The sequence below is a fragment of the Vibrio sp. J383 genome (assembly GCF_023503985.1).
Classification (GTDB): Bacteria; Pseudomonadota; Gammaproteobacteria; order Enterobacterales; family Vibrionaceae; genus Vibrio; species Vibrio splendidus.
The window spans coordinates 1,981,073-2,001,143 of sequence record NZ_CP097293.1; the positions used below are offsets into that span (position 1 = coordinate 1,981,073).

Annotated in this window: 26 protein-coding genes; 19 read left to right on the forward strand and 7 right to left on the reverse strand. The window is 43.8% G+C overall.

Annotated elements, in window-relative coordinates:
* Positions 1–82: 82 nt before the first annotated feature.
* Together M4S28_RS08920 and M4S28_RS08925 are read left to right on the forward strand one after the other, a co-directional pair.
* On the forward strand, positions 83–226 hold the full coding sequence (locus M4S28_RS08920; RefSeq protein WP_004733920.1) for a DUF2256 domain-containing protein: 144 nt from the start codon (positions 83–85) through the stop codon (positions 224–226).
* Between the two features lie 93 nt (positions 227–319).
* Positions 320–1,204: a PA4780 family RIO1-like protein kinase gene (locus M4S28_RS08925; protein ID WP_029221996.1), complete on the forward strand. Its 885-nt coding sequence runs from the start codon at positions 320–322 to the stop codon at positions 1,202–1,204.
* A 148-nt stretch (positions 1,205–1,352) separates the two neighbouring features.
* Here the strand turns inward: M4S28_RS08925 and M4S28_RS08930 are convergent, their stop codons facing one another.
* From M4S28_RS08930 to M4S28_RS08945, 4 genes are all read right to left on the reverse strand, one after another.
* Positions 1,353–2,093 carry an SDR family oxidoreductase gene (locus M4S28_RS08930; RefSeq protein ID WP_249631623.1) on the reverse strand — a complete coding sequence of 247 codons (741 nt, stop codon included), beginning with the start codon at positions 2,091–2,093 and terminating at the stop codon, positions 1,353–1,355.
* A complete protein-coding gene (locus M4S28_RS08935; RefSeq protein ID WP_249631624.1) occupies positions 2,093–3,664 on the reverse strand; it encodes a cryptochrome/photolyase family protein in 1,572 nt (523 codons plus the stop codon). The genes M4S28_RS08930 and M4S28_RS08935 overlap by 1 nt, the downstream gene beginning before the upstream one ends.
* A complete protein-coding gene (locus M4S28_RS08940) occupies positions 3,661–5,055 on the reverse strand; it encodes a DASH family cryptochrome (protein WP_249631625.1) in 1,395 nt (464 codons plus the stop codon). Before M4S28_RS08940 ends, M4S28_RS08935 begins: the two co-directional genes overlap by 4 nt.
* Positions 5,056–5,330: 275 nt before the next feature.
* Positions 5,331–5,753: a universal stress protein gene (locus M4S28_RS08945; protein ID WP_017083567.1), complete on the reverse strand. Its 423-nt coding sequence runs from the start codon at positions 5,751–5,753 to the stop codon at positions 5,331–5,333.
* Positions 5,754–5,996: 243 nt separating this feature from the next.
* Between M4S28_RS08945 and M4S28_RS08950 the strand changes: the two genes are divergently transcribed.
* From M4S28_RS08950 to M4S28_RS08960, 4 genes are all read left to right on the forward strand, one after another.
* Positions 5,997–7,127, forward strand: coding sequence for a PcfJ domain-containing protein (locus tag M4S28_RS08950; protein ID WP_249631626.1), 1,131 nt, complete (start codon positions 5,997–5,999; stop codon positions 7,125–7,127).
* Between the two features lie 24 nt (positions 7,128–7,151).
* Positions 7,152–7,286, forward strand: a complete 135-nt coding sequence (locus tag M4S28_RS26465; protein ID WP_017078071.1) for a hypothetical protein — start codon at positions 7,152–7,154, stop codon at positions 7,284–7,286.
* 66 nt (positions 7,287–7,352) lie between these two features.
* Positions 7,353–7,787 carry a GNAT family N-acetyltransferase gene (locus M4S28_RS08955; protein ID WP_108149862.1) on the forward strand — a complete coding sequence of 145 codons (435 nt, stop codon included), beginning with the start codon at positions 7,353–7,355 and terminating at the stop codon, positions 7,785–7,787.
* Positions 7,788–8,027: 240 nt separating this feature from the next.
* On the forward strand, positions 8,028–8,282 hold the full coding sequence (locus tag M4S28_RS08960; protein WP_004733911.1) for a DUF3297 family protein: 255 nt from the start codon (positions 8,028–8,030) through the stop codon (positions 8,280–8,282).
* Positions 8,283–8,436: 154 nt separating this feature from the next.
* Here the strand turns inward: M4S28_RS08960 and M4S28_RS08965 are convergent, their stop codons facing one another.
* Complete coding sequence (locus M4S28_RS08965; protein ID WP_249631627.1) at positions 8,437–8,937, reverse strand: hypothetical protein; 501 nt, start codon at positions 8,935–8,937, stop codon at positions 8,437–8,439.
* 178 nt (positions 8,938–9,115) lie between these two features.
* A complete protein-coding gene (locus tag M4S28_RS08970; protein WP_249631628.1) occupies positions 9,116–9,826 on the reverse strand; it encodes a membrane lipoprotein lipid attachment site-containing protein in 711 nt (236 codons plus the stop codon).
* Between the two features lie 533 nt (positions 9,827–10,359).
* Here M4S28_RS08970 and glpT point away from each other — a divergent pair.
* The 8 genes from glpT (at position 10,360) to M4S28_RS09010 (ending at position 16,883) form a co-directional block, all read left to right on the forward strand.
* The gene (gene glpT, locus M4S28_RS08975) at positions 10,360–11,733 is read left to right on the forward strand and encodes a glycerol-3-phosphate transporter (RefSeq protein WP_249631629.1); all 1,374 of its coding nucleotides are present in this window, start codon (positions 10,360–10,362) and stop codon (positions 11,731–11,733) included.
* Positions 11,734–11,811: 78 nt separating this feature from the next.
* Complete coding sequence (gene glpQ, locus M4S28_RS08980) at positions 11,812–12,867, forward strand: glycerophosphodiester phosphodiesterase (RefSeq protein WP_249631630.1); 1,056 nt, start codon at positions 11,812–11,814, stop codon at positions 12,865–12,867.
* Positions 12,868–13,129: 262 nt separating this feature from the next.
* Complete coding sequence (locus M4S28_RS08985; protein ID WP_249631631.1) at positions 13,130–13,597, forward strand: ASCH domain-containing protein; 468 nt, start codon at positions 13,130–13,132, stop codon at positions 13,595–13,597.
* Between the two features lie 94 nt (positions 13,598–13,691).
* On the forward strand, positions 13,692–14,636 hold the full coding sequence (locus tag M4S28_RS08990) for a D-2-hydroxyacid dehydrogenase family protein (protein ID WP_249631632.1): 945 nt from the start codon (positions 13,692–13,694) through the stop codon (positions 14,634–14,636).
* A 28-nt stretch (positions 14,637–14,664) separates the two neighbouring features.
* Positions 14,665–15,171, forward strand: coding sequence for an HAD family hydrolase (locus tag M4S28_RS08995; RefSeq protein ID WP_249631633.1), 507 nt, complete (start codon positions 14,665–14,667; stop codon positions 15,169–15,171).
* On the forward strand, positions 15,164–15,760 hold the full coding sequence (locus M4S28_RS09000) for a class I SAM-dependent methyltransferase (RefSeq protein ID WP_249631634.1): 597 nt from the start codon (positions 15,164–15,166) through the stop codon (positions 15,758–15,760). The genes M4S28_RS08995 and M4S28_RS09000 overlap by 8 nt, the downstream gene beginning before the upstream one ends.
* A 112-nt stretch (positions 15,761–15,872) precedes the next feature.
* Positions 15,873–16,253 carry a SpoIIAA family protein gene (locus M4S28_RS09005; RefSeq protein ID WP_249631635.1) on the forward strand — a complete coding sequence of 127 codons (381 nt, stop codon included), beginning with the start codon at positions 15,873–15,875 and terminating at the stop codon, positions 16,251–16,253.
* Between the two features lie 228 nt (positions 16,254–16,481).
* Positions 16,482–16,883, forward strand: a complete 402-nt coding sequence (locus M4S28_RS09010) for an NUDIX hydrolase (protein WP_249631636.1) — start codon at positions 16,482–16,484, stop codon at positions 16,881–16,883.
* Between the two features lie 53 nt (positions 16,884–16,936).
* Here the strand turns inward: M4S28_RS09010 and M4S28_RS09015 are convergent, their stop codons facing one another.
* Positions 16,937–17,338: a YkgJ family cysteine cluster protein gene (locus M4S28_RS09015; protein WP_249631637.1), complete on the reverse strand. Its 402-nt coding sequence runs from the start codon at positions 17,336–17,338 to the stop codon at positions 16,937–16,939.
* 208 nt (positions 17,339–17,546) lie between these two features.
* Between M4S28_RS09015 and M4S28_RS09020 the strand changes: the two genes are divergently transcribed.
* The 5 genes from M4S28_RS09020 to M4S28_RS09040 all read left to right on the forward strand — a co-directional run bounded on the left by M4S28_RS09020 (position 17,547) and on the right by M4S28_RS09040 (position 20,066).
* On the forward strand, positions 17,547–17,708 hold the full coding sequence (locus M4S28_RS09020) for a hypothetical protein (protein WP_012604036.1): 162 nt from the start codon (positions 17,547–17,549) through the stop codon (positions 17,706–17,708).
* Positions 17,708–18,406, forward strand: coding sequence for a pseudouridine synthase (locus M4S28_RS09025; protein WP_102454178.1), 699 nt, complete (start codon positions 17,708–17,710; stop codon positions 18,404–18,406). Before M4S28_RS09020 ends, M4S28_RS09025 begins: the two co-directional genes overlap by 1 nt.
* 65 nt (positions 18,407–18,471) lie before the next feature.
* Positions 18,472–18,846, forward strand: a complete 375-nt coding sequence (locus tag M4S28_RS09030) for a VOC family protein (protein WP_102454177.1) — start codon at positions 18,472–18,474, stop codon at positions 18,844–18,846.
* A gap of 96 nt (positions 18,847–18,942) precedes the next feature.
* Entirely contained in the window at positions 18,943–19,551 is a 609-nt protein-coding gene (locus M4S28_RS09035) for a sugar O-acetyltransferase (protein ID WP_108166599.1), read from the forward strand.
* 158 nt (positions 19,552–19,709) lie between these two features.
* Complete coding sequence (locus M4S28_RS09040) at positions 19,710–20,066, forward strand: hypothetical protein (protein WP_249631638.1); 357 nt, start codon at positions 19,710–19,712, stop codon at positions 20,064–20,066.
* The last annotated feature ends 5 nt before the right edge of the window (positions 20,067–20,071 follow it).

The window sequence follows — 20,071 nt, forward strand, 5'->3', positions numbered from 1 at the left end:
GTCATTCCCTGAAGCGAGAATCGAGCGTAATAAGGATTCTCTGGCAAGCGCAGGAAGTGGACTCATCGAAAAGGAAATTGCCATGCACAAGAAGCCTCATTTACCAACTAAGACATGTCCTATTTGCCAAAAGTCTTTCTCATGGCGTAAAAAGTGGCAACGTTGTTGGGATGACGTGATTTACTGTTCTGAACGTTGCCGTCGTCATAAGACAACTTTGGCGTAATTTCTGTTCGTTTTTAGAACACGTTAATAGTTTCGTCATTCATTTCTTAAGTTAATATTTCTATCTGTAAGACAACTAATGTATAAAGGCGGCATGAAGATACCTAAAAGAATACAGCCCTTAGTTGACGATGGTTTAGTCGACGAGGTGACAAGCCAATTAATGAGTGGCAAAGAAGCGTCAGTGTACATCGTACGCTGCGGCGATACGATCCGTTGTGCCAAGGTATATAAGGAAATAAGCCAGCGCAGCTTTAAAAAAGCAACGGCGTATCGTGAAGGCCGAAAAGTACGTAATAGCCGCCGTGCCAGAGCGATGGAAAAAGGCTCTGGTTTTGGCCGAGAACAACAAGAGAAAGTGTGGCAAAGCGCTGAAGTGGATGCCTTGTATAAACTGGCAGAAGCGGGCGTTCGTGTGCCTGTGCCTTATGGCTGTTTTGATGGCGTGCTGCTTATGGAGCTAGTCACTGATGATGACGGTTATGTGGCTCCAAGATTGAACGATGTTGTGATGCCACCAGAACAAGCGATTGAAGATCATGCGGTGATGATGACTTACGTGGTTAAAATGCTTTGCGTTGGTTTGATCCATGGTGACTTGTCTGAGTTTAACGTATTGGTTGATGAATACGGCCCTGTGATTATCGATCTACCACAAGCGGTTGATGCTTCGGCGAACAACAACGCTGAGTGGATGTTGGCTCGTGACATCAATAACATCCGTGATTATTACGCTCAGTTTGCCCCTGAATTGGCGAAAACCGAGTATGCCAAGGAAATGTGGGCGCTGTACGAGAAAGGCGACTTAAAGCCAGATAGCAAGCTGACGGGCGAGTTTACAGAAACTGACGATTTGGCAGACATCGAAGCCATTATGCAAGAGATAGACGCTGCGCGAATTGAAGAACAGCACCGACGCGAGCGTGTTAAAGAAGAAAAAGAAGGTGTCGACGACAGCAAGTTTAATTGGGCTGAGTAGTCGAGATCATCGTTTTTGATCTTTCTTTAAATGTCAGTCATAACGCCTTAAAAAACTAAGGCGCTCTTTCAAAAAAATAACCCAATAGAGCCTCAACTCTGTTGGGTTTTCTTTTTTAGCGCTCATGAAAGACGGCCACTGGTATTAACTACCACTTTAACTGCTCACCATCGTACGCGTAGAAGTCCCCACTTTTGTCCGGCGTGGCAGTGCGAATGATATCGACCAATTGATGGGCGACATAACTCGATTCAAACAACTTACCCTCAGGGGCATTAGTCTGAAAAGGCTTCGATAGAGCCGTGTCTGTTGTGCCCGGGTGCAGAGCCAACACGGTGCCTTTCTTTATGGTGCGTTGCCATTCAATCGACATGGTTTTGATAAACATATTGAGCGCCGCTTTCGATGAACGATAGCTATACCAACCTCCTAATCGGTTGTCTGAAATACTGCCTACCTTTGCGGAAACTACAGCAAACTTTGGATTGTCGCTTGTTTTAAGAACTGGTGTGAAGTGCTTTGCCAGTAATAAGCTAGGTAGGGTATTCACCGAAATGTTTTTCAGGAAAAACTCAGGGTCGATAGAAGACAAGTTCTTTTCCGGCCCGAGCTCTGGTGTGTGAAGCATACCCACGCAGTTTATCAACCAGTCCAATTTTTCAAACTGTTTGCTGAGTTGCTCAATATCAGCTTCATTGGTTGCATCGACTCTGTGCCAGTTCAAACGATTGTTTTCTAGTTCTGGCTGTTGAGAGTGGTAAGTCGCGTCTACATGCACATCAAGAAAATCAAACCGAGACAGCTCAGATAATAGGTGTTTAACCACAGCGAAACCAATACCGCCACTCCCACCAACAACTAGTATGTGTAATCTGAGTTGCTCAACCATTATAAATTCTCCAAGTTTGTGATTCGTTGTTCTGCGGTCTCGAGTATCGCTTGTTGGTCTTGTTCATTCATGTTGTCCCAAGAGCGATATAACATGCCCATGCGTGGGTTACGGTTTAACGTATCGCGGTGCTGGTTCATAAAGCGCCAGTACAAGCTATTGAAAGGGCAAGATTGCTCTCCGCTGCGTTCTTTTATCTTGTAATGACAGCCTTTGCAGTAATCACTCATGCGATTAATGTAAGAACCGCTGGCAGAGTATGGTTTGGTTCCGACGATCCCGCCATCAGCAAAAAGTGCCATACCTCGCGTATTCGGCATTTCGACCCATTCAATTGCATCGACGTATATACCAAGGTACCAACTATCAACTTGATCCGGAGCAATGCCCGTAATTAAACAGAAGTTACCTGTGATCATAAGCCTTTGAATGTGGTGCGCATAAGCAAACTCGAGGGATTGATCAATCGCGTGCTTCATGCAATTCATTTTGGTTTGTCCATCCCAAAAGTAATGAGGCAGCTTATTGGTTGCTGAATAATGGTTTTTATTGGCGTACGCAGGCATGTTTGCCCAATAGACGGCGCGTATGTACTCTCTCCAACCTAGAATTTGGCGCACAAACCCTTCGATTTGTGCAATGTCGATGCTGGGTTTATCTGGAGAACTGTCTCTATGACTGGATGTTTGATAGGACGAGAGTGCTGCGTCAATCACTTCTTGGGGACTTAGCAGTTTGCTGTTCAACGAAAAGGAGATGCGACTGTGATACAAGCTCCATTTAGAGTCGTGTTCTGTCGTCATCGCATCCTGAAACTGCCCAAATAACGGTAAGCAAACCTGGCAGAAATGAGCGAGTAAAGACAAGCTTTGTGCGCGGTTAACTGGCCATAATAATTGGTCGCCAACTTCACCAATGGTTTTAACTTGATGACGTTCGATGCGTTCTAAAATCGCGGAAATGTCGTTGGCAAACATCAGAGGTTGAGGCAGGCTTTCAATGTCTTGTTTCTTGAGTTTCTTTCGATTGCTCGCATCGTAATTCCATTTGCCGCCAACTGGCTTTCCGTCTTCTAGCAAAATGTCGAAGCGCTTTCTCATTCGGCGATAGAAGTGTTCCATCATGATGTGTTTGTCTTTCGGAAACTGTTGTTCGATCTCTTCGAATGGAAAGAGGAAGTGTTCGGAATCACAACAACCTTTGGTCGCATTAGTGAGCTTTAGCTTGTTCATCTGCTCTAAAAGGCGATATTCATCTGGCCTTTGATATTCGAATTTCTCAGCGCCGAATTCGTGTACGTAGTGTTGCAATAGAGCATCGAGATTTTCAAATTGCGTGGTGTCATCAAGAGTGAGGTGGAGTACCTGATGACCTTGTTGTTTGAGTTCGTCGGCAAAATAGCCCATCGCAGAGAAAAAAGCGGCCACCTTTTGGATGTGCGATGCAACGTAGTCAGTCTCTTGCTTAAGTTCAGCGATGATGTAAATGACCTCGTCATCAACCTGTTGATACCAAGAGTGCTGGATATTGAGTTGGTCGCCTAAGACAAGGCGCACGGTTTTGAAATTCATAACACATCCTGATTGTTGGTTAAGACAAGTTCTTTGCTTCTGACATTCCACTTGTTGATGAACGCATGGTCTGGGTCGTACATATCCGTTTGCTTACCCAAATCAAAATGACGTGATTTGGGTTGTGCTTGGTTGGCATTGTTTTGCTTGTTGGTTTGAGTGCTTACCTGAGGTCTCAGCGCTCCGGCTATATACGCCCAATTGCCCCAGTTTGATGCCACGTCATAGTCGATAAGTTGGCTCTCAAAATAGGCTGCGCCGTGTCGCCAATCGATCCCTAGTTCGTAGATCAAACAGCTGGCTGCCAGTTGTCTTCCTCTGTTCGACATATAGCCAGTTGTATTGAGCTGACGCATACACGCATCGACAATCGGGTAGTTGGTATTGCCACTTTTCCATTTGGCTAAATTCAGGTTCAACGTCGCTGAGGAGTTTGAAGAGTCGAGTTTATGGTTTGAGGTTTCACCGAACAACGACGAACCCAATGACAAACACTTCCAATAGAAATATTCGCGCCACAACAACTCAAAGTAGATCCAATAGGTTGAATCGTTACTGCCATGATCGGCTTCGAACTGTTTTAAATGGCAATAAATCGTTTTAGGCGAAACGCAGCCGAGCGCTAACCACGGTGAGAACTTGGTTGAGTTTTCGATGCCGTCAAATGCGTTTCGAGTCTGCTTGTAATTAAAAGCGTAGTCATGTGAAAAGTAGTTTTCTAAATGCGCTAGTCCTGCGTCTTCTCCACCCCAATAATCGCTTATTACTGCGCTTTCATCATTTGGTGAACTGAATAATGAGATTGTCGATGTCGATGTCGATGTTAATGCTAGTCTCACTGCTGGTGGTAGAGCTGAAATAACCGTCTCATTGCGATTAACATCCAAGTGCTCGACTAGCTTTCTAAATTTGGTAAAAGAGCTCGGGACTTTTGATAATTCAAACGGCAGCTCATGTGAGTCAAACAAGGTCGAGTGATGTGGTAAACACATTACTAAGTTAGGGGACTGTCTTTGTATTGATCGAATAAATTGTAGCTCGTCGTAGCCGCAATGTGCGTTAGCGAAAAAGTGAGTGACGTGTTGTGACACAATGATTTGGCTGAGTGTATGCTCAGCAGCGCTTGGTTCTAAATGGTTACTGTGAATTACGACAAGTTGCTGCCCTAGCTTCACTAAATTCGATTCTAAATTGGCTATCGATTGTGAAACAAAAGCCTGGCGATGTGCGCCATAACTTTGCTCTTGCGCTAAATCAGCAGAGAAATGAACCCAAGTGGGTTCGACAATCACGCAAATGAGTTTTTCGACGCTCTGTGCAGCGCAATGGAGCAATTGATTGTCGTTGATTCTTAAGTCGTTTGTAAAAAGATAGAGACCAATCTTTTTCATTGCTTGCACTCGTGATTTGTTATTTATTAGACGGTTACGAGTGGATGAGCAAACAAGATCACAAATGATTTCGTCAAATCGGTAATGGTTGAATTTGGGGGAAAGAAGAGGATTAAAGAAGGGATAGAAGCCAACCAATAATACCGATAGAGGTTGGCCCATGAAGTCTGGCTTTATAAGCACAAACAGCTATTTTTTAAGAGCGACAGTCTTTAGGAGCAGACAGTCCATAGAAACTCTAGTCCATAGCAGCAGTCAGTCTTTAGGAACGAGCTCTAGTCCATAGGAACGACGAGTATGTCGACGGGAGAAGAGTCTATCAATTGCTTCGAGTGCGAGATGATCTTATGCCAAAAATCATGATGATGACCACAGAGCATTAGATCAATGTTGTGTGTTTTCACAGCATCTTTGAGTTTGTCATTCAAATCACCCGTACCTACAAAAATATGCTGAACCGGATGTTTAGCGTAAGCCTCAAACTCTCTTAAGTGTTTTATCGCATCATCATTGACAGGTAAGTCACCATTATTTTGTTGAATATCAACGAGTTCTGGGTAGATTTCTCCGTGAGTACCGTCGATATAAACAAACGAAAGTTCCGTTTCTAGTTTGTTCGCGAAGAAGGTTGCTCTATCAATGAGTATTTTCGAGTCATCAGACATTTCAAGTGCGACCAGAATATGTCGGTATTCCATAATTAAAGCCTCTTGTTATTAGTGATGTTACAAGCATAGTTTCTCTCTAAGTAAATGATATCGAAGAGGTCTCATATTGCGTAAAATCATCATTCAAAGATCTTCTAAGTACTCTCGTATTTATATCGCTTTGATTGATAAGAAATTTACAAAAGGTTGTTATAGTGAAGTGAGTTCGATCTTTACGCTTTTTGCTATTAGATAAGCTCGCTAGTCCAACTCGTCAATAACCAAGAGGCATTAATGACAGCATTACTCACCATCCCAACTCGAACATTAGGCTTTGACTACGATATTGAGATCCGCGATTGGTCTCAAAAACTTGTCGGTTTTCACGTATTTGAAGATGGTAGACGACCGCTCGATGGTGGTATTGGCTTGAGCTTAAACCTCGTTGAGCAGTTTGATGTGAATGGTCGTTGGTTAGATTCATTGCCAGCTCGTTATCGTGAGATAACCGATGATTTCCCAGAGTATCAATACCAGATGTTGTGGCTCGCGGCGAACACTTATGAGGCGGCTCAATTGCTTGAATTAAGGCCGGTTATCTTGGCGTTAATCTGCATGAAACACAGTGTCGATAACAAGAAAGCATTGGAACTGAGTCGCCTAGGGCAGAAGAGAATCTTAACCAAACTGGGCTTAGACGGCAGTAAAGCGACACTCAAATTTATCGATAAGCTAGAGCTTAACTATAACGTTGGAGACGAGCTTGACCACATTGTTCGAATTCTCGAACCGCTACAAAGACGTGTGCTCAAATTCAAACATTACTCTAAAGTAGGCTACACAGCGCTTCGTTTGGATCAAGTTCATCCATTTCTAACCGGCAGTCGATTGGGCATTGCGATGGTGGAAGAGGGCAGGCTTAATGCGCCTTCAAAAATGGCAATGTTCCAAGATGCGATATTGTTAGGACTAGATTTGGAGATGGATGATCCATTACGCGCCATCACCAGCCAGAACTCATTTTCGATGTTCGAACAACTTCACGATAGATGGACAGAGCAACGTCAACTGCGTCGTTTAGAAGGTAACCGCCCAATGGATAAAGACATTCCTTACCCGGTTCCTTTGCTAGGTAACGACAATATTCATCCGCTTACTGATTACTACGACCTTGAAAAAGAAGGCATGGAGCAAAAACACTGCATTGGTGTTTATCATAATCGAATCATGAGCGATCGCTATGTGGTATTCCGCATGTTCAAACCTCAGCGCTTAACCATAGGTTTACGTCGTGCCCCGAGCAAAGCGTTTCCGTTTGAGATTGACCAAATTTGCGGAAAACGAAATGCACCGCCATCGGAGTCGGCTCGCCAAGTCATCCATGACTGGTTAGAAGCGAGTAAGCAAAAGTACCCTAAGCAATAGCCATGAAGTAGAAGGAATAGCAGGATGTTTCAACAAGGCGATTTATGTCCGCATTGTGGTTTGATTATTATTATGCCAACAGATTTGCAAGCCGAATGCTTAGGGTGTGGCGAAGAAATCAATCAAGACCCTGCAGACGATTACGACGAAGAAGAGTAACTTTACCTACACTGATATAAACCAAGGCTAGGATGGCCAAATTACTCCCTTTCAAAGGACGGAAACATGCAGAAAGTAATCTTTAGAAATTGCGATGAAAGTTCGCCATATTGGAGTGAATTAGAGCGCTTGTTTCAAAGTGAATGGTCGGATTTCAAGTTTAAAGATACCTATAAAGACTGCGTACAACTCCCTCCAGTAATAGTAGTGCTTCGCGATAATGTGGTCATTGGTGGCTTGGCATATTCCCATTTTCAGGAACCTCATCAAGTTCGGGATGTGGTGTGGATTAATGCTGTTTATGTTGATGCTCAATGGCGTGGCCAAGGTATTGCAAGTGAATTGATTAATCGTGGTGTAAAACAGGTTTCTTCTACAGTACAAACTCAACTGTACGTGTACACCAATGTAATGGAACTCTACCAAGGATTAGGTTGGTCAGTCGTCGATATCGACTCAGAAGCAAACCATAAAGTGATGAGTATAGAGCTTATTCGATAAGCTCAGAGCAAAGCCGACTATTAGGTTATCTACCTATCGAGTATTGAACCTATCTCTTTATCAACAACGTATAATCCTGTTAAATTTTCGTTTGAAATGATACCTATATCGCCTTTAAATCAAACAACTCGCTGTTGATTAAAACGATCACTACGATTTATTGCAGCAGTTGTTGAGCACAAAGCCTATATTGACTAGAATGGCGCACTTTTTTTATTTACGTACATACAGGTAATGAACATGAGCGATACTAATTCAAAACCAGCTTTACCAGATCATCTAGCAGGTAACCCACGCAGCCCACACCACGTGGCTGAGTGTTTCGAATACCCAATCGGCATTCGTCTAAATGGTAAAGAGCGTACTGATGTTGAAGAATACTGCATCAGCGAAGGTTGGGTTAAGATCCCTTCTCCAAAAGCGCTAGACCGCCGTGGTCAGCCAATGCTTATTACTCTAAAAGGCTCTGTAGAAGCTTTTTACATCGAAGAATAATCGCTTTGTGTGACGCGCTAATACTTCGTGTAGTTAGTAAATGTTTTGTCTAATTAGCCAACATAAAGTCACTAAGAGTTATTACTTGAAAGGGTCTAGAGAAATCTAGGCCCTTTTTGTTTTCCTATGTTTGTCACTACACCAACACCATCGTTTACCACGCGATACCTGCACCAATTGAAAACTCTAGGTCTTCGCCTTCAGCTTTATCGAAACCTGCTGTCACAACAAAACCACTGTCCATAATGTAGGTAGCATCTAACCCACCAACCTGTTTGGTTGAGCTGTCAGAGAACTCTCGGCTATCTAAAGTTACGTCTGTATGTGTTCGTTTAATCCCGTAACCGGGGGTGATGTACAAGTTTTCGGTGATTCCAATAGGAGCGTGAAACTGATATTCGTTGTCACGTTGTTTGTATTCATAAGACGAGGTGTCCTCGTTGTAAGCAGAGCGTGTGAACTCAAAGCCATAACCTATGCTACCCGGACCGCGATATTTGATGTAAGCAGCAGACCAATCTCTCCACCCACGTTCAGCCGATAGACCAAATGTAATCGCAGTTTCCTCTTGGTTTTGTTCATAGGCTTGTGCGTTAGACATAGTGAATAGCAAGATAGCAGCTAATGTCAGAAGGGGAAGCTTTTTGATGGTCATTGGATCTCTCGCTTATGTATACAAAATATCGGCGAATTCAAAGTATTGAACGCCAGTAGATTAGTAACCTAGTCCGGATCTTCCTTGAGTTTTTTGTTAGTGTTTTCTTCGTAGATGTTTTGAACGGCATCCTCTTAGATTTGAGGATGCCTATTTGATATGGGAATGGGGGTAATTGTTATTTTAAAGTACGCAGCTTATTGACCTGCATCTTTGCACGAACTTTGGTAACTTCTGCCTGAGAAGGCAAGTTGTCTTTAACCTTATTTTTAATATCCGCAACTGGGATAAAGTTCCATTGCCCATCGTGATACTTAACGACGAATGTCTCTCGACTTATTTCTTCACGGAATACCCAAACACCATCGTCTAGACGTTTAAAATCGCCAACTACATTTCCGTCCGTGTCTCGCACAGTCCAAAAAGTCAGATTGGTATCTTTATAGGTTTCTTTCTCTCCGGAGATTTCTTTGTCGCCAGCAGTGATAGTGACATGGCTATCTCGGATTATGATTTCACCAACACGCTTGTCATCCACATAGATGCCGTAAAGCGTTTCTTCTTCACTAGAGCGCTCTTTTACTGCTCCGATGTGCGCTTCATCAGTATCTTTATTAAAAAATGGAATATCGCCCAATTCTGGGATGTGGACGAAACCTAAATCTGCTTGTGCAATTTTGTCTTTTAGACTTGGTGCATCAACACCATATTCAGGGTCTGCGTTCTCATAACCGCCATCGTTATCGGTATCATCTTGTCCAAAACCGGGATCGATATTTTCAAAACCGTAGTCGCCGTCAAATTGAGGTTGTGCAGGTTCAGATGTACCACCTGATGAACAGCCAGCTAAAACAGCAGTAAGCACAAGAGCGATAAGTGATTTGTTCATGATATTTCCTATCGTTTATTTAATTCATAAGAAGCTGATGACTGCACACCATTCCAAGGTAGGAGGGCGAACAAACAAAATTGTTCTAAGCCTTGCTGCATCGCTTGAGGTTGTACGATACGCAATCAGCAACGTTCAATGAATAAACGGAAGTATAGGTTTAACATCACGACTGGCTATGTATTTTAGCTTCGAAAGAAATGCATAGAATATACATGCCTTGTTGGTTGGTAGAAAATGGAGTTTTGATAGCCTTCTTGATAAACAAATATTTTGTTCGATATTTATTCATTCGAACGAAATGTGGTCACTTTAAGTTTGCTGTAAACCAGAAACTCGCAAACGAAAATATGAAGCGCAGTCTAATTAAATGAAACTAAAATGCTGTATTTAAAGTTATTTATTGTTAATGGATAACTCTATCACAGAAATTAATCCTGAAGCACATACAATGCCCGTAATTTCGAATGAGCGTTTAATTTTTTCGTTCGAGCATTTTAAGATTTCTATCGCCCAATAATTATGAGGTTCCTATGTTTGGAATATTCAAACCCATGGCGCATATCGATCGCTTATCGTCAGATAAGATTGATAGCACCTACACACGTTTACGATGGCAGCTTTTTCTCGGCATCTTTGTTGGTTATGCGGGTTACTACCTAGTCCGAAAAAACTTCAGTTTGGCGATGCCATACCTTATTGAACAAGGGTACAGCCGAGGAGAGCTAGGGGTTGCTTTGGCTGCTGTATCCATCGCTTACGGTTTATCTAAGTTTCTAATGGGAAGCGTTTCTGATCGTTCAAATCCCCGTTATTTCCTCAGCGGTGGCTTGTTAATGTCTGCACTGGTGATGTTCTGCTTTGGTTTTATGCCATGGGCAACAGGCAGCATTACTGCAATGTTTATCCTTCTGTTCTTGAATGGTTGGTTCCAAGGTATGGGGTGGCCGGCTTGTGGGCGAACCATGGTGCACTGGTGGTCACGTAAAGAACGTGGCGAGATAGTGTCGGTATGGAACGTGGCGCACAATGTTGGCGGCGGATTGATTGGTCCAATGTTCTTATTAGGTCTTTGGGCTTTTAATGACGACTGGCGAACCGCTTTTTATGTTCCTGCATTTTTTGCCACTCTCGTTGCTGTCTTTGTTTGGTTCACAGTAAGAGACACACCTCAGTCTTGTGGCTTACCTCCAATTGAAGAACACAAAGACGATTACCCAGATGACTATGATAAGTCTCACGAGACAGAGATGACGGCTAAAGAAATCTTCTTTAAGTATATATTCTCTAATAAGTTGTTGTGGTCAATTGCTATCGCGAATGCGTTTGTTTACCTGATTCGTTACGGCGTACTCGATTGGGCTCCGGTTTACTTAAATGAAGCGAAAGATTTCTCAGTAGATAAATCCTCTTGGGCTTACTTCCTGTATGAGTGGGCAGGTATTCCTGGCACGTTATTGTGTGGTTGGATTTCAGATAAATTGTTCAAAGGTCGACGCGCTCCAGCAGGGATCCTGTTTATGGTTCTCGTAACTGTCGCAGTGTTGGTGTACTGGTTGAACCCAGCGGGTAACCCAACGGTCGATATGTTGGCACTGATTGCGATTGGCTTCCTTATTTATGGTCCAGTAATGCTGATCGGCTTGTATGCACTTGAACTTGCACCAAAGAAAGCGGCAGGTACAGCGGCTGGCTTAACGGGTCTATTTGGTTACCTAGGCGGGGCAGTTGCTGCCAATGCCGTGCTTGGTTTCATGGTTGACCATTACGGCTGGGATGGCGGCTTCATGATTTTGGTCGGAGCTTGTGTTGCTTCAATAATTTGTCTGCTTTACGCCTTCCTCGGTGAGCGTGCACACCATAAACAAAAAGATCTCGAACGAGAGAAAGAAGCGCTAACTCAGTAGTTTATTAGCTGAACCACACCATACTAATAACAACAGAGGCAGGTATATCCTGCTTCTGTTTTATCAAGGGAAACAATAATGAAAACAACGTCACTGTCTCTGACTTTACTAGCACTTAGCTTATCTGCAAATGCGTTCGCCGATCCTTTAGTGATTGCGCATCGCGGTGCTTCTGGTTATTTACCCGAGCATACATTACCGGCTAAAGCACTCGCTTACGCAATGAAACCTGACTATATCGAACAAGATGTAGTGATGACCAAAGATGACCAATTGGTGGTTTTGCATGATCACTATTTAGATCGCGTCACTGATGTTGCTGACCGCTTTCCAGACCGTGCACGAGCAGATGGCCGCTATTACGCGATTGATTTTACGCTTGCCGAGATCAAATCATTAAAAGTGACTGAAGGTTTTAACCTAGATGACCAAGGTAATCGAGTAGCTGGGTTCCCAGCACGCTTCCCTATGTGGCAGTCTGATTTCCGTGTCGCTACCTTTGCAGAAGAGATTGAGCTGATCCAAGGCTTAAATAAGACCTTAGGTTATGACGTGGGCATCTATCCAGAGATTAAAGCACCTTGGTTCCATCGTCACGAAGGAAAAGATATCTCTAAAGCTGTACTTGCCACCTTGCAACAATATGGGTATCTATCGAAAGACAACAAGGTGTACTTGCAGTGTTTCGACGCCAATGAACTTCAACGCATCAATGAAGAACTTATGCCAGCGATGGAAATGGATCTTAAGCTCGTTCAGTTGATGGCTTATACAGATTGGAATGAAACCATGACTTACAAGGGCGATAAAGCGACGCCGTACAGTTATGACTGGATGTTTGAGAAGGGCGGAATGGCAAAAGTCGCTAGCTATGCTGATGGCATTGGCCCTTGGAAACCTATGCTGGTGGACGATGCATCAACCAAAGATAACATCATTATTAAACCATTGATGAAGTCAGCAAAAGACGCGGGCTTAGATGTTCACCCGTACACGTTCCGTGCTGACCCAGGAAGAATCCCAGCTTATGCTGATAACTTTGATGGCATGTTGGATGTCTTCTACAACCAAGTCAAAGTTGATGGTGTGTTTACCGACTTCCCAGACAAAGCGGTCGACTTCTTGAACCGTTAATATCCTGCTCAGTTACGAGGCACTAGTAACTAGATACAATGAGCTAAAAGCACAGCCTAAAGGCGCTTTTAGCTCTTTTTTACTTTTTGGCTCTTCTTGTACTAGCCTCGAAATCCTACCCATATTCTTCTTTCTTAGCCCACATTTTGATATTCACTCGGTTTACAGCAATAACCTGACTTGATAGGTTACTCCCAATGCAGCCAGATGCTTAATCTATAAGTATTTATCGGCTCAACCTGATATTGAATTTGGAAAGATCATGGAAGAAAGAAGCAAAGCTTATCTCGATAGCTACCTCAACACATTGCCAGCAGAGGTTGCCTCGCAATACACCTCCTTTAGTGCCGACTATTACTGCGCCGACGAGTACAACGCCAACCTCTGCGCGCAGTTGATTCTCAAGGGTGAAAAACAAGCGTCCTGCGGCCTTGAATACTGGTATACCCATGAAGGCGAGACGCGACCAGTAGTTGGTCACTTGCAAGTCGTCACCGACTGGGATGGCAAGCCCGTCTGTATCGTTGAGATCACGTCGGTGTCGTTGTGCAAATACAACGAGGTGAGTGCGGAGTTTGCTGCTGCAGAAGGCGAGGGTGACAAAACACTAGAATGGTGGAGAAAAGCTCACTGGAACTTCTTCTCTCGTGAATGTGAAGAACTCAAGATCTCACCAAGTGAAGACATGTTACTTATGTTGGAGCGTTTCAAAGTGGTTTATCAACAGTGAACTCCCCAGTGAGTGCCATGTTGAATCTCGAGGCATGGCACTTTAGTCTTCATTTGAACAATACAAGATAACTAACAATCACAAGGAGAGTGATGTGAAAATAGCGATATTGGATGACTACCAGAACGTTGTTAAAGACCTCGATTGTTACCGAAAACTCGAACAACACGATGTCTCGGTATTTACCGAGACTTACTCGGAGCAAGAGCTCGTCGCTAAGTTGGTCTCGTTTGAAGCCATTGTGCTCATTCGTGAAAGAACCGAGATCACCGAATCTCTGTTATCGCAGCTCCCAAACCTCAAGCTCATTAGCCAGACGGGCAAAGTGAGTAATCATATCGACCCACAAATGTGCGAACGATTTGGTGTTACTCTGTTAGAAGGCCGAGGCTCGCCAGTTGCACCCTCTGAATTATGCTGGGCGTTGATTATGGCTGCATCGCGCCACATTCCCACTTATGCTTCAAACCTCAAACAGAGCCAATGGCAAGATTCAGGCTCACTCGGCTTAGGCAGAACATTAAAGGGCCTAAAGCTAGGCATTTGGGGCTATGGAAAGATAGGACGTTGCATCGCGCAATATGCCCAAGCATTTGGAATGGACGTGATGGTGTGGGGAAGCCAAACCTCAAGAGAGCAAGCGCTGGAAGACGGTTTTGAAGCAGCAGAAAACAAACACGCGTTTTTCAGTGACGTAGATGTACTCTCGTTGCACCTACGCTTGAATGACGCCACTAGAGGTTGCGTAACTGCTGAGGATTTGACCTTAATGAAGCCAGACTCACTGTTCGTGAACATCAGTCGTTCAGAGTTGGTTGAGCAAGGCGCTTTATACCGAGAGTTGAGTCTGGCACCAAGCAAACGAGCGGCGATTGATGTTTTTGAAGTAGAGCCCGCTACACTAGAGACTGAACCTCTTTTAGCCTTACCAAACGTCACTGCGACACCGCATTTAGGCTATGTTGAACAAAATAGCTACGAACTCTACTTCGATATCGCCTTCGACAACATTCTGTCCTATCAAAGAGATGGCTTATAAAGGCGCGATGATTAATGCAGGAGGCAAGATGACAAAGCTAATCGAATTAACAGAAATAGTCTTATTCGACTGGGGCAATACGCTGATGGTCGACTTCCCAGACGCACAAGGGAAGATGTGCGACTGGGAAACCGTACAAGAAGTGAGTGGTGCTCGTGCATTACTGGCTGAACTCTCCATAAATCATCAAGTCTACGTTGCCACCAATGCCGGTGACTCCAGTAAAGACGACATTATTCGAGCCTTTGAGCGTGTTGGCCTGTCTCAATATATCTTGGGTTACTTTTGTAAGGCGAGCATTGGCTTTTCTAAGTTCGAGTCGGGGTTCTATCCTGCCATTATTTCTAAGCTCGGTGTTTCACCACAAGACATCACCATGGTAGGCGACACCTTAGAGAAAGACATTTACCCAGCACTTGAAGCGGGTTTGCAAGCGGTGTGGTTGAACACGGAAGGAGTTGATCTTAAGTCACAGCACCCGCGTATCGTGCAAGTTCAATCCCTAAGCGAACTGTTGGAGAAGCGCCATGGATGACCATTCAGAGATCTGGCGTCAGTATTACCAAAAGGCACTAAGCAAACCTCATTTAAAGAGAACTGAATTCGCAATCAAACTGAATGAATCAGGCTTAAATGTTGCGATTGATTGTGGTTGTGGAACAGGTAGTGACATCGCCTTTTTAGAACAACAAGCGTATCAAGTGTATGGCTTCGACGTTAATCCTGATTCGATTGCTATATGTCGGGATCGTTTTGGTCGCAAATCTTTGGTCGAAATATCTGAAAGTGGATTTGAACACTATGATTACCCGAAATCTGGCGTAGTGATTGCCAATTCGAGTCTGTTTTTTGCTGACCCAACGTGTTTTGACGAGGTTTGGCATAATATTGAAAACTGCCTTGAAGTGGGGGGCGTATTTGCGGGTGATTTCATGGGCGTCGATGACAGTTGGGCACATGGCTATCGAACCCCAACAACGCCGTTAACGAAAACCAAAGTACTCAGCTTATTCAACGACTTTGAGATAGTACGATTCCATGAGCGAGACGAACAAGCACTCACGTCGCTGGGTAGGGTGAAGCATTGGCACACTTACTCGGTCGTTGCGATTAAGCGTCGTTAAAAGTCAGTAACTAAAACTCATTCGAATGCTTGTCCGTTTTGACGTAAACCTCTCATCTCTTTGCTGTTTAATCCTCTAAGCTAACTCTAGTTTCCACTATGAGGGCTAGGTTATGAGTATCAAACGTCACGGAATATCGGTTGGAATTGAACGTGTTAGCGGTGAGACCATCGTTGTTTTTAAAGCGAAAGGCAAACTCACACACGATGACTATCAAGCAATGATGCCAATTCTAAATACCACGCTAGAAGAACTCGATTCATCGAAACTCAAGATGCTGGTCGACATCTCCACCTTAACGGGTTGGGAGTTACGTGCTGCTTGGGATGATTTCAAACTGGGATTAGAGCTCAATTCGAAGATAGACAAAATCGCGATTTATGGTGATAAAAGCTGGCAAGAATTCGCTTCAAAAGTAGGGAGTTGGTTTGTGTCTGGTGAGATAAAGTCATTCGAAGACCACGACTCTGCGCTTAAGTGGCTAGTTGATTGATTCTATCTACGGACCGCTAGCGAACAACCAATAAATAACGCCAATGCCAGTTGACGAGCCTTGTCTCGAAGGCTGTCATTTTTCGTTTTGGTTATGATATTTCCGATTCGATTCAATAGAGTATATTCATTGCAGCGTGTAACATACCCAGGCTTTGTTTGGTCGTGGATAATAGCGCGGCCAGATTCAGTAATAACGAGAACTAAAACAGAAATAAGGTCTAACGACATGCATAAGGTAATTGATAAGCTGGCTTGGATATTCATCAAAGACGGCAAGTTGTTGATGGTGAGATCAAAAGGCAAAGAACTGTTCTACCTACCGGGTGGTAAGCGTGAAACTGGCGAAAGTGACGAGCAAGCACTGGTTCGCGAAATCAAAGAAGAGATCTCGGTAGATTTAGTGCCTGATTCAATCAAATACGTTGAGACCTTTACAGGTCAAGCTGATGGCAAAGCGGAAGGTGTATCAGTGCAATTGACTTGTTATCTTGCTGATTATACTGGAGAACTGTCTCCAGATGCCGAAATCGAAGAACTTAAGTTTGTTGATGTCAACGACAGAGCGGTATGTTCGTTGGCAGCACTGGTTGCGCTTGATTGGTTAGAAGCGAACCAGTATTTGGCTTAAGGTTTTAGCTGATATTAGCTCATGCTGAAGATTGATCTTCAAAAGATCATCGCTTACGAATAGCTTGAAGGGCGGCTGTCTTTCATCAACAGGTCGAGTTTCCTTTGAGCTTTCTTCGTGTCTTGTAAATCCACCACCTCAATCATTTCACACTCATCTCGTACCATCTCATTAATCAGGCTTGGATAGTGTCTGCAATCTTCTGGTCGGTCTAAGTAAATGCTGCATGTGTACTTGGCTTTAGCCTTGGTGTCTTTCGTCGGAACTAGCTCCAGAAAAGGGCAGCGAGTTAAACGTTCACCAGATTCAGGGTCGAACCAGATCTCGCTTCCTCGGACATATTCAAAGATGTCTGGATTGAACAACTCCCACAAATCAATCTCTTCTTGCGTTGCGGCAAGGTCACCATCTCCGTATTTGATACAGCATTTCCCGCATTGATTACAATTTTTCATTAGTGACTTCATTGGTTGGTGAGCTTTTATCATTTTACCACTGATAAGCGTGGCACGTTGACTTTGTTGTTCATGGTTAAACTGTTTCGGGAAGGGAGCCTAAAATAGAAGTACTTAATATTACTTTAACTACCTAACACCACTCCAAACAAGGCTGTAAACAGTGATACAATTTGCGCCTAGCAAGTTATTAAAACAAGGCATCAAAATGAGAACCGTATACACCACCGAAGGCGACATCAACGCAAAGAAACAGAAAGACGCATACCCAAAGTTGGCGCTATGTGATAACTGCGTTCGAGACTATGTGGTGATTGCTCAAGGCGAGCGTACTTATAAGCCATGCGCAAAATGTGGTGCTGACGATTAATGCGCCTTGATAAATATCTATGTAAAAGCACTGACCTAACCAAGCCTGAAGCGATTGAACGCATCCATAATGGCGAGGTGAACGTAAACAGTGAAACAGTCACCGATGAATCAGCTCAGGTTCATGAAAGCAACACCATCTTGTTGAATGGCACGCCGCTTAAGTTGCGTGAATTTCGATACCTTTTAATGCATAAGCCTGCGGGCACCATCTGTTCCAATATCGACGAAGCTTATCCTTCACTCTTTAACTACATCGAGATAAAAAAAGCATCAGAACTGCACATCGCAGGGCGCTTAGATGCCGACACCACAGGTTTAGTCTTAATTACCGATGATGGGCGATGGTCATTCAACATCACGCTGCCAACCAAGTCATGTAAGAAGGTGTACCGCGTGACATTGTCACGAGATATCAAAGATGATGTCGCGGATAAGTTCAAAGCGGGCATTCAATTGCAAGGCGAACAAAAACTGACGCGTCCGGCAGAACTCGAAGTGATTACCAGTAAAGAAGTACTGTTGACCATTACAGAAGGTAAGTTTCATCAAGTAAAACGAATGTTTGCTGCGGTAGGAAACCGAGTTGTTGGCCTTCACCGTGAACAGATTGGTGATGTTCGTTTAGATGTTGAAGCAGGCCAGTGGCGTTATCTAACTAAAGCCGAAGTCGACTCATTTCAGCAAGACTCTGAATAAACGTTGTAACCACTTAAAGCGTTAAGCGTGTCAGGAGCAGAATATCAACACTATAAGGATGTAGGATGGAAAACCTAAAAGTCTCAGAAATTAAGTCTTTCGTACCCGCGAGAGACTTCGTTTTATCCAAGCGTTTTTACCAGTCAATCGGTTTCGAGCTGATGTCTGAATTTCACGACATCGCCTATCTGCGACACGGCGGTTGTGCGTTCCTTCTGCAAAACTTTTATGAACCTGCGCACTGTCACAATTACATGATGCACTTGCTGGTTGAAGACGTAAAAAGTTGGTATCAACACATCCAAAACTCTAATGTGGTGTCGGAATTTGAAGTTACCGTTTCCGAGGTTGTTGAACAGCCTTGGGGAATGCTTGAGTTTTGTATCACTGACCCAAGTGGTGTGCTGTGGCGTGTGGCTGAAAACATCAGGTCGCGCTGATTCATCCAACTTGCATTGAGGCCAGTGAAAACTTCAAATTATCCATCTGTTTCTTTATTTATGCCGACATAAGGCAATGATCAAATAGGTTCAAACATGGATATAAAGGCTAAAATGCACAGCCAAGACGTTTACTACTGTGACGACGTTGATTTGGTTGCTGAGCAAACTCAATGCTTAGAAGTGCTATACGATTTCAACCATACTCGCCCGAGCGAAGGTGATAAACGACAACAAATCATGAAGCAACTGTTCGCCGAAGTCGGTGAGGGCTGCTACATCGAGCCGCCGTTACACGCGAACTGGGGGCGTCACACCCACCTAGGCAACAACGTATACGTGAACTTCAATCTAACTCTGGTCGACGACACAGACGTATTCATCGGCGACAACGTGATGATTGCGCCTAACGTGACCATCGCCACTGGCACACATCCCATCAGCCCAGAACTTAGGCTAAAAGCAGCGCAGTTCAATGTTCCCGTTCGTATTGGCAACAACGTTTGGCTTGGCGCGCACACTGTCGTACTTCCCGGTGTCACCATTGGTGAAAACTCAGTAATAGGCGCAGGCAGCATCGTCACCAAAGACATCCCAGCTAACGTCGTCGCAGTCGGTAACCCATGCAAAGTGATACGCGAAATCAACGAGCGCGACCGAGAGTATTACCACACAGATCGCCGCATTCCCGATGAATTAAAGTAAGCGACTTTTCACATGCCTTAAATTAGCTGTGACATAAGCCATTGTTATGCAATGACTTAGTTGTATATTGCTTGTCTATCTTAGAAACTAGACAAAATTATTCTGGAGTTAAGTACAGAATTTTTCTGTCTGATAGCTGTTATGTGCATGGAGGCACTTTGAAGAAACTAAGAGTAGCTTTACCCGATTTCGCAGCTAAAAGAAGTAACGAAAACCAGAAAGAACAATTCCAGGAACTTTTACTGGGAGGAGATGACAATAATGCATCCGTCAGCTCGGTATCCATATATGAAAATGTAATTTCATTGAAAATCAATATTCACAATGTCTTGTTAACTGAATCAATGAAAACCAAGTTTTCTAAGAACTCACATCGAATTCTTCCTAAGAAGGTATGTAGCAGCGCAGGCCTTAGAGATTGGCTGGAAAGTGGAAAATGGATTTCGATAGATGTTATAGCTAACAGTGACGAAACTGTAACAAACATTAGAGTAACAGGTGAAAATTGCACATGACAAGG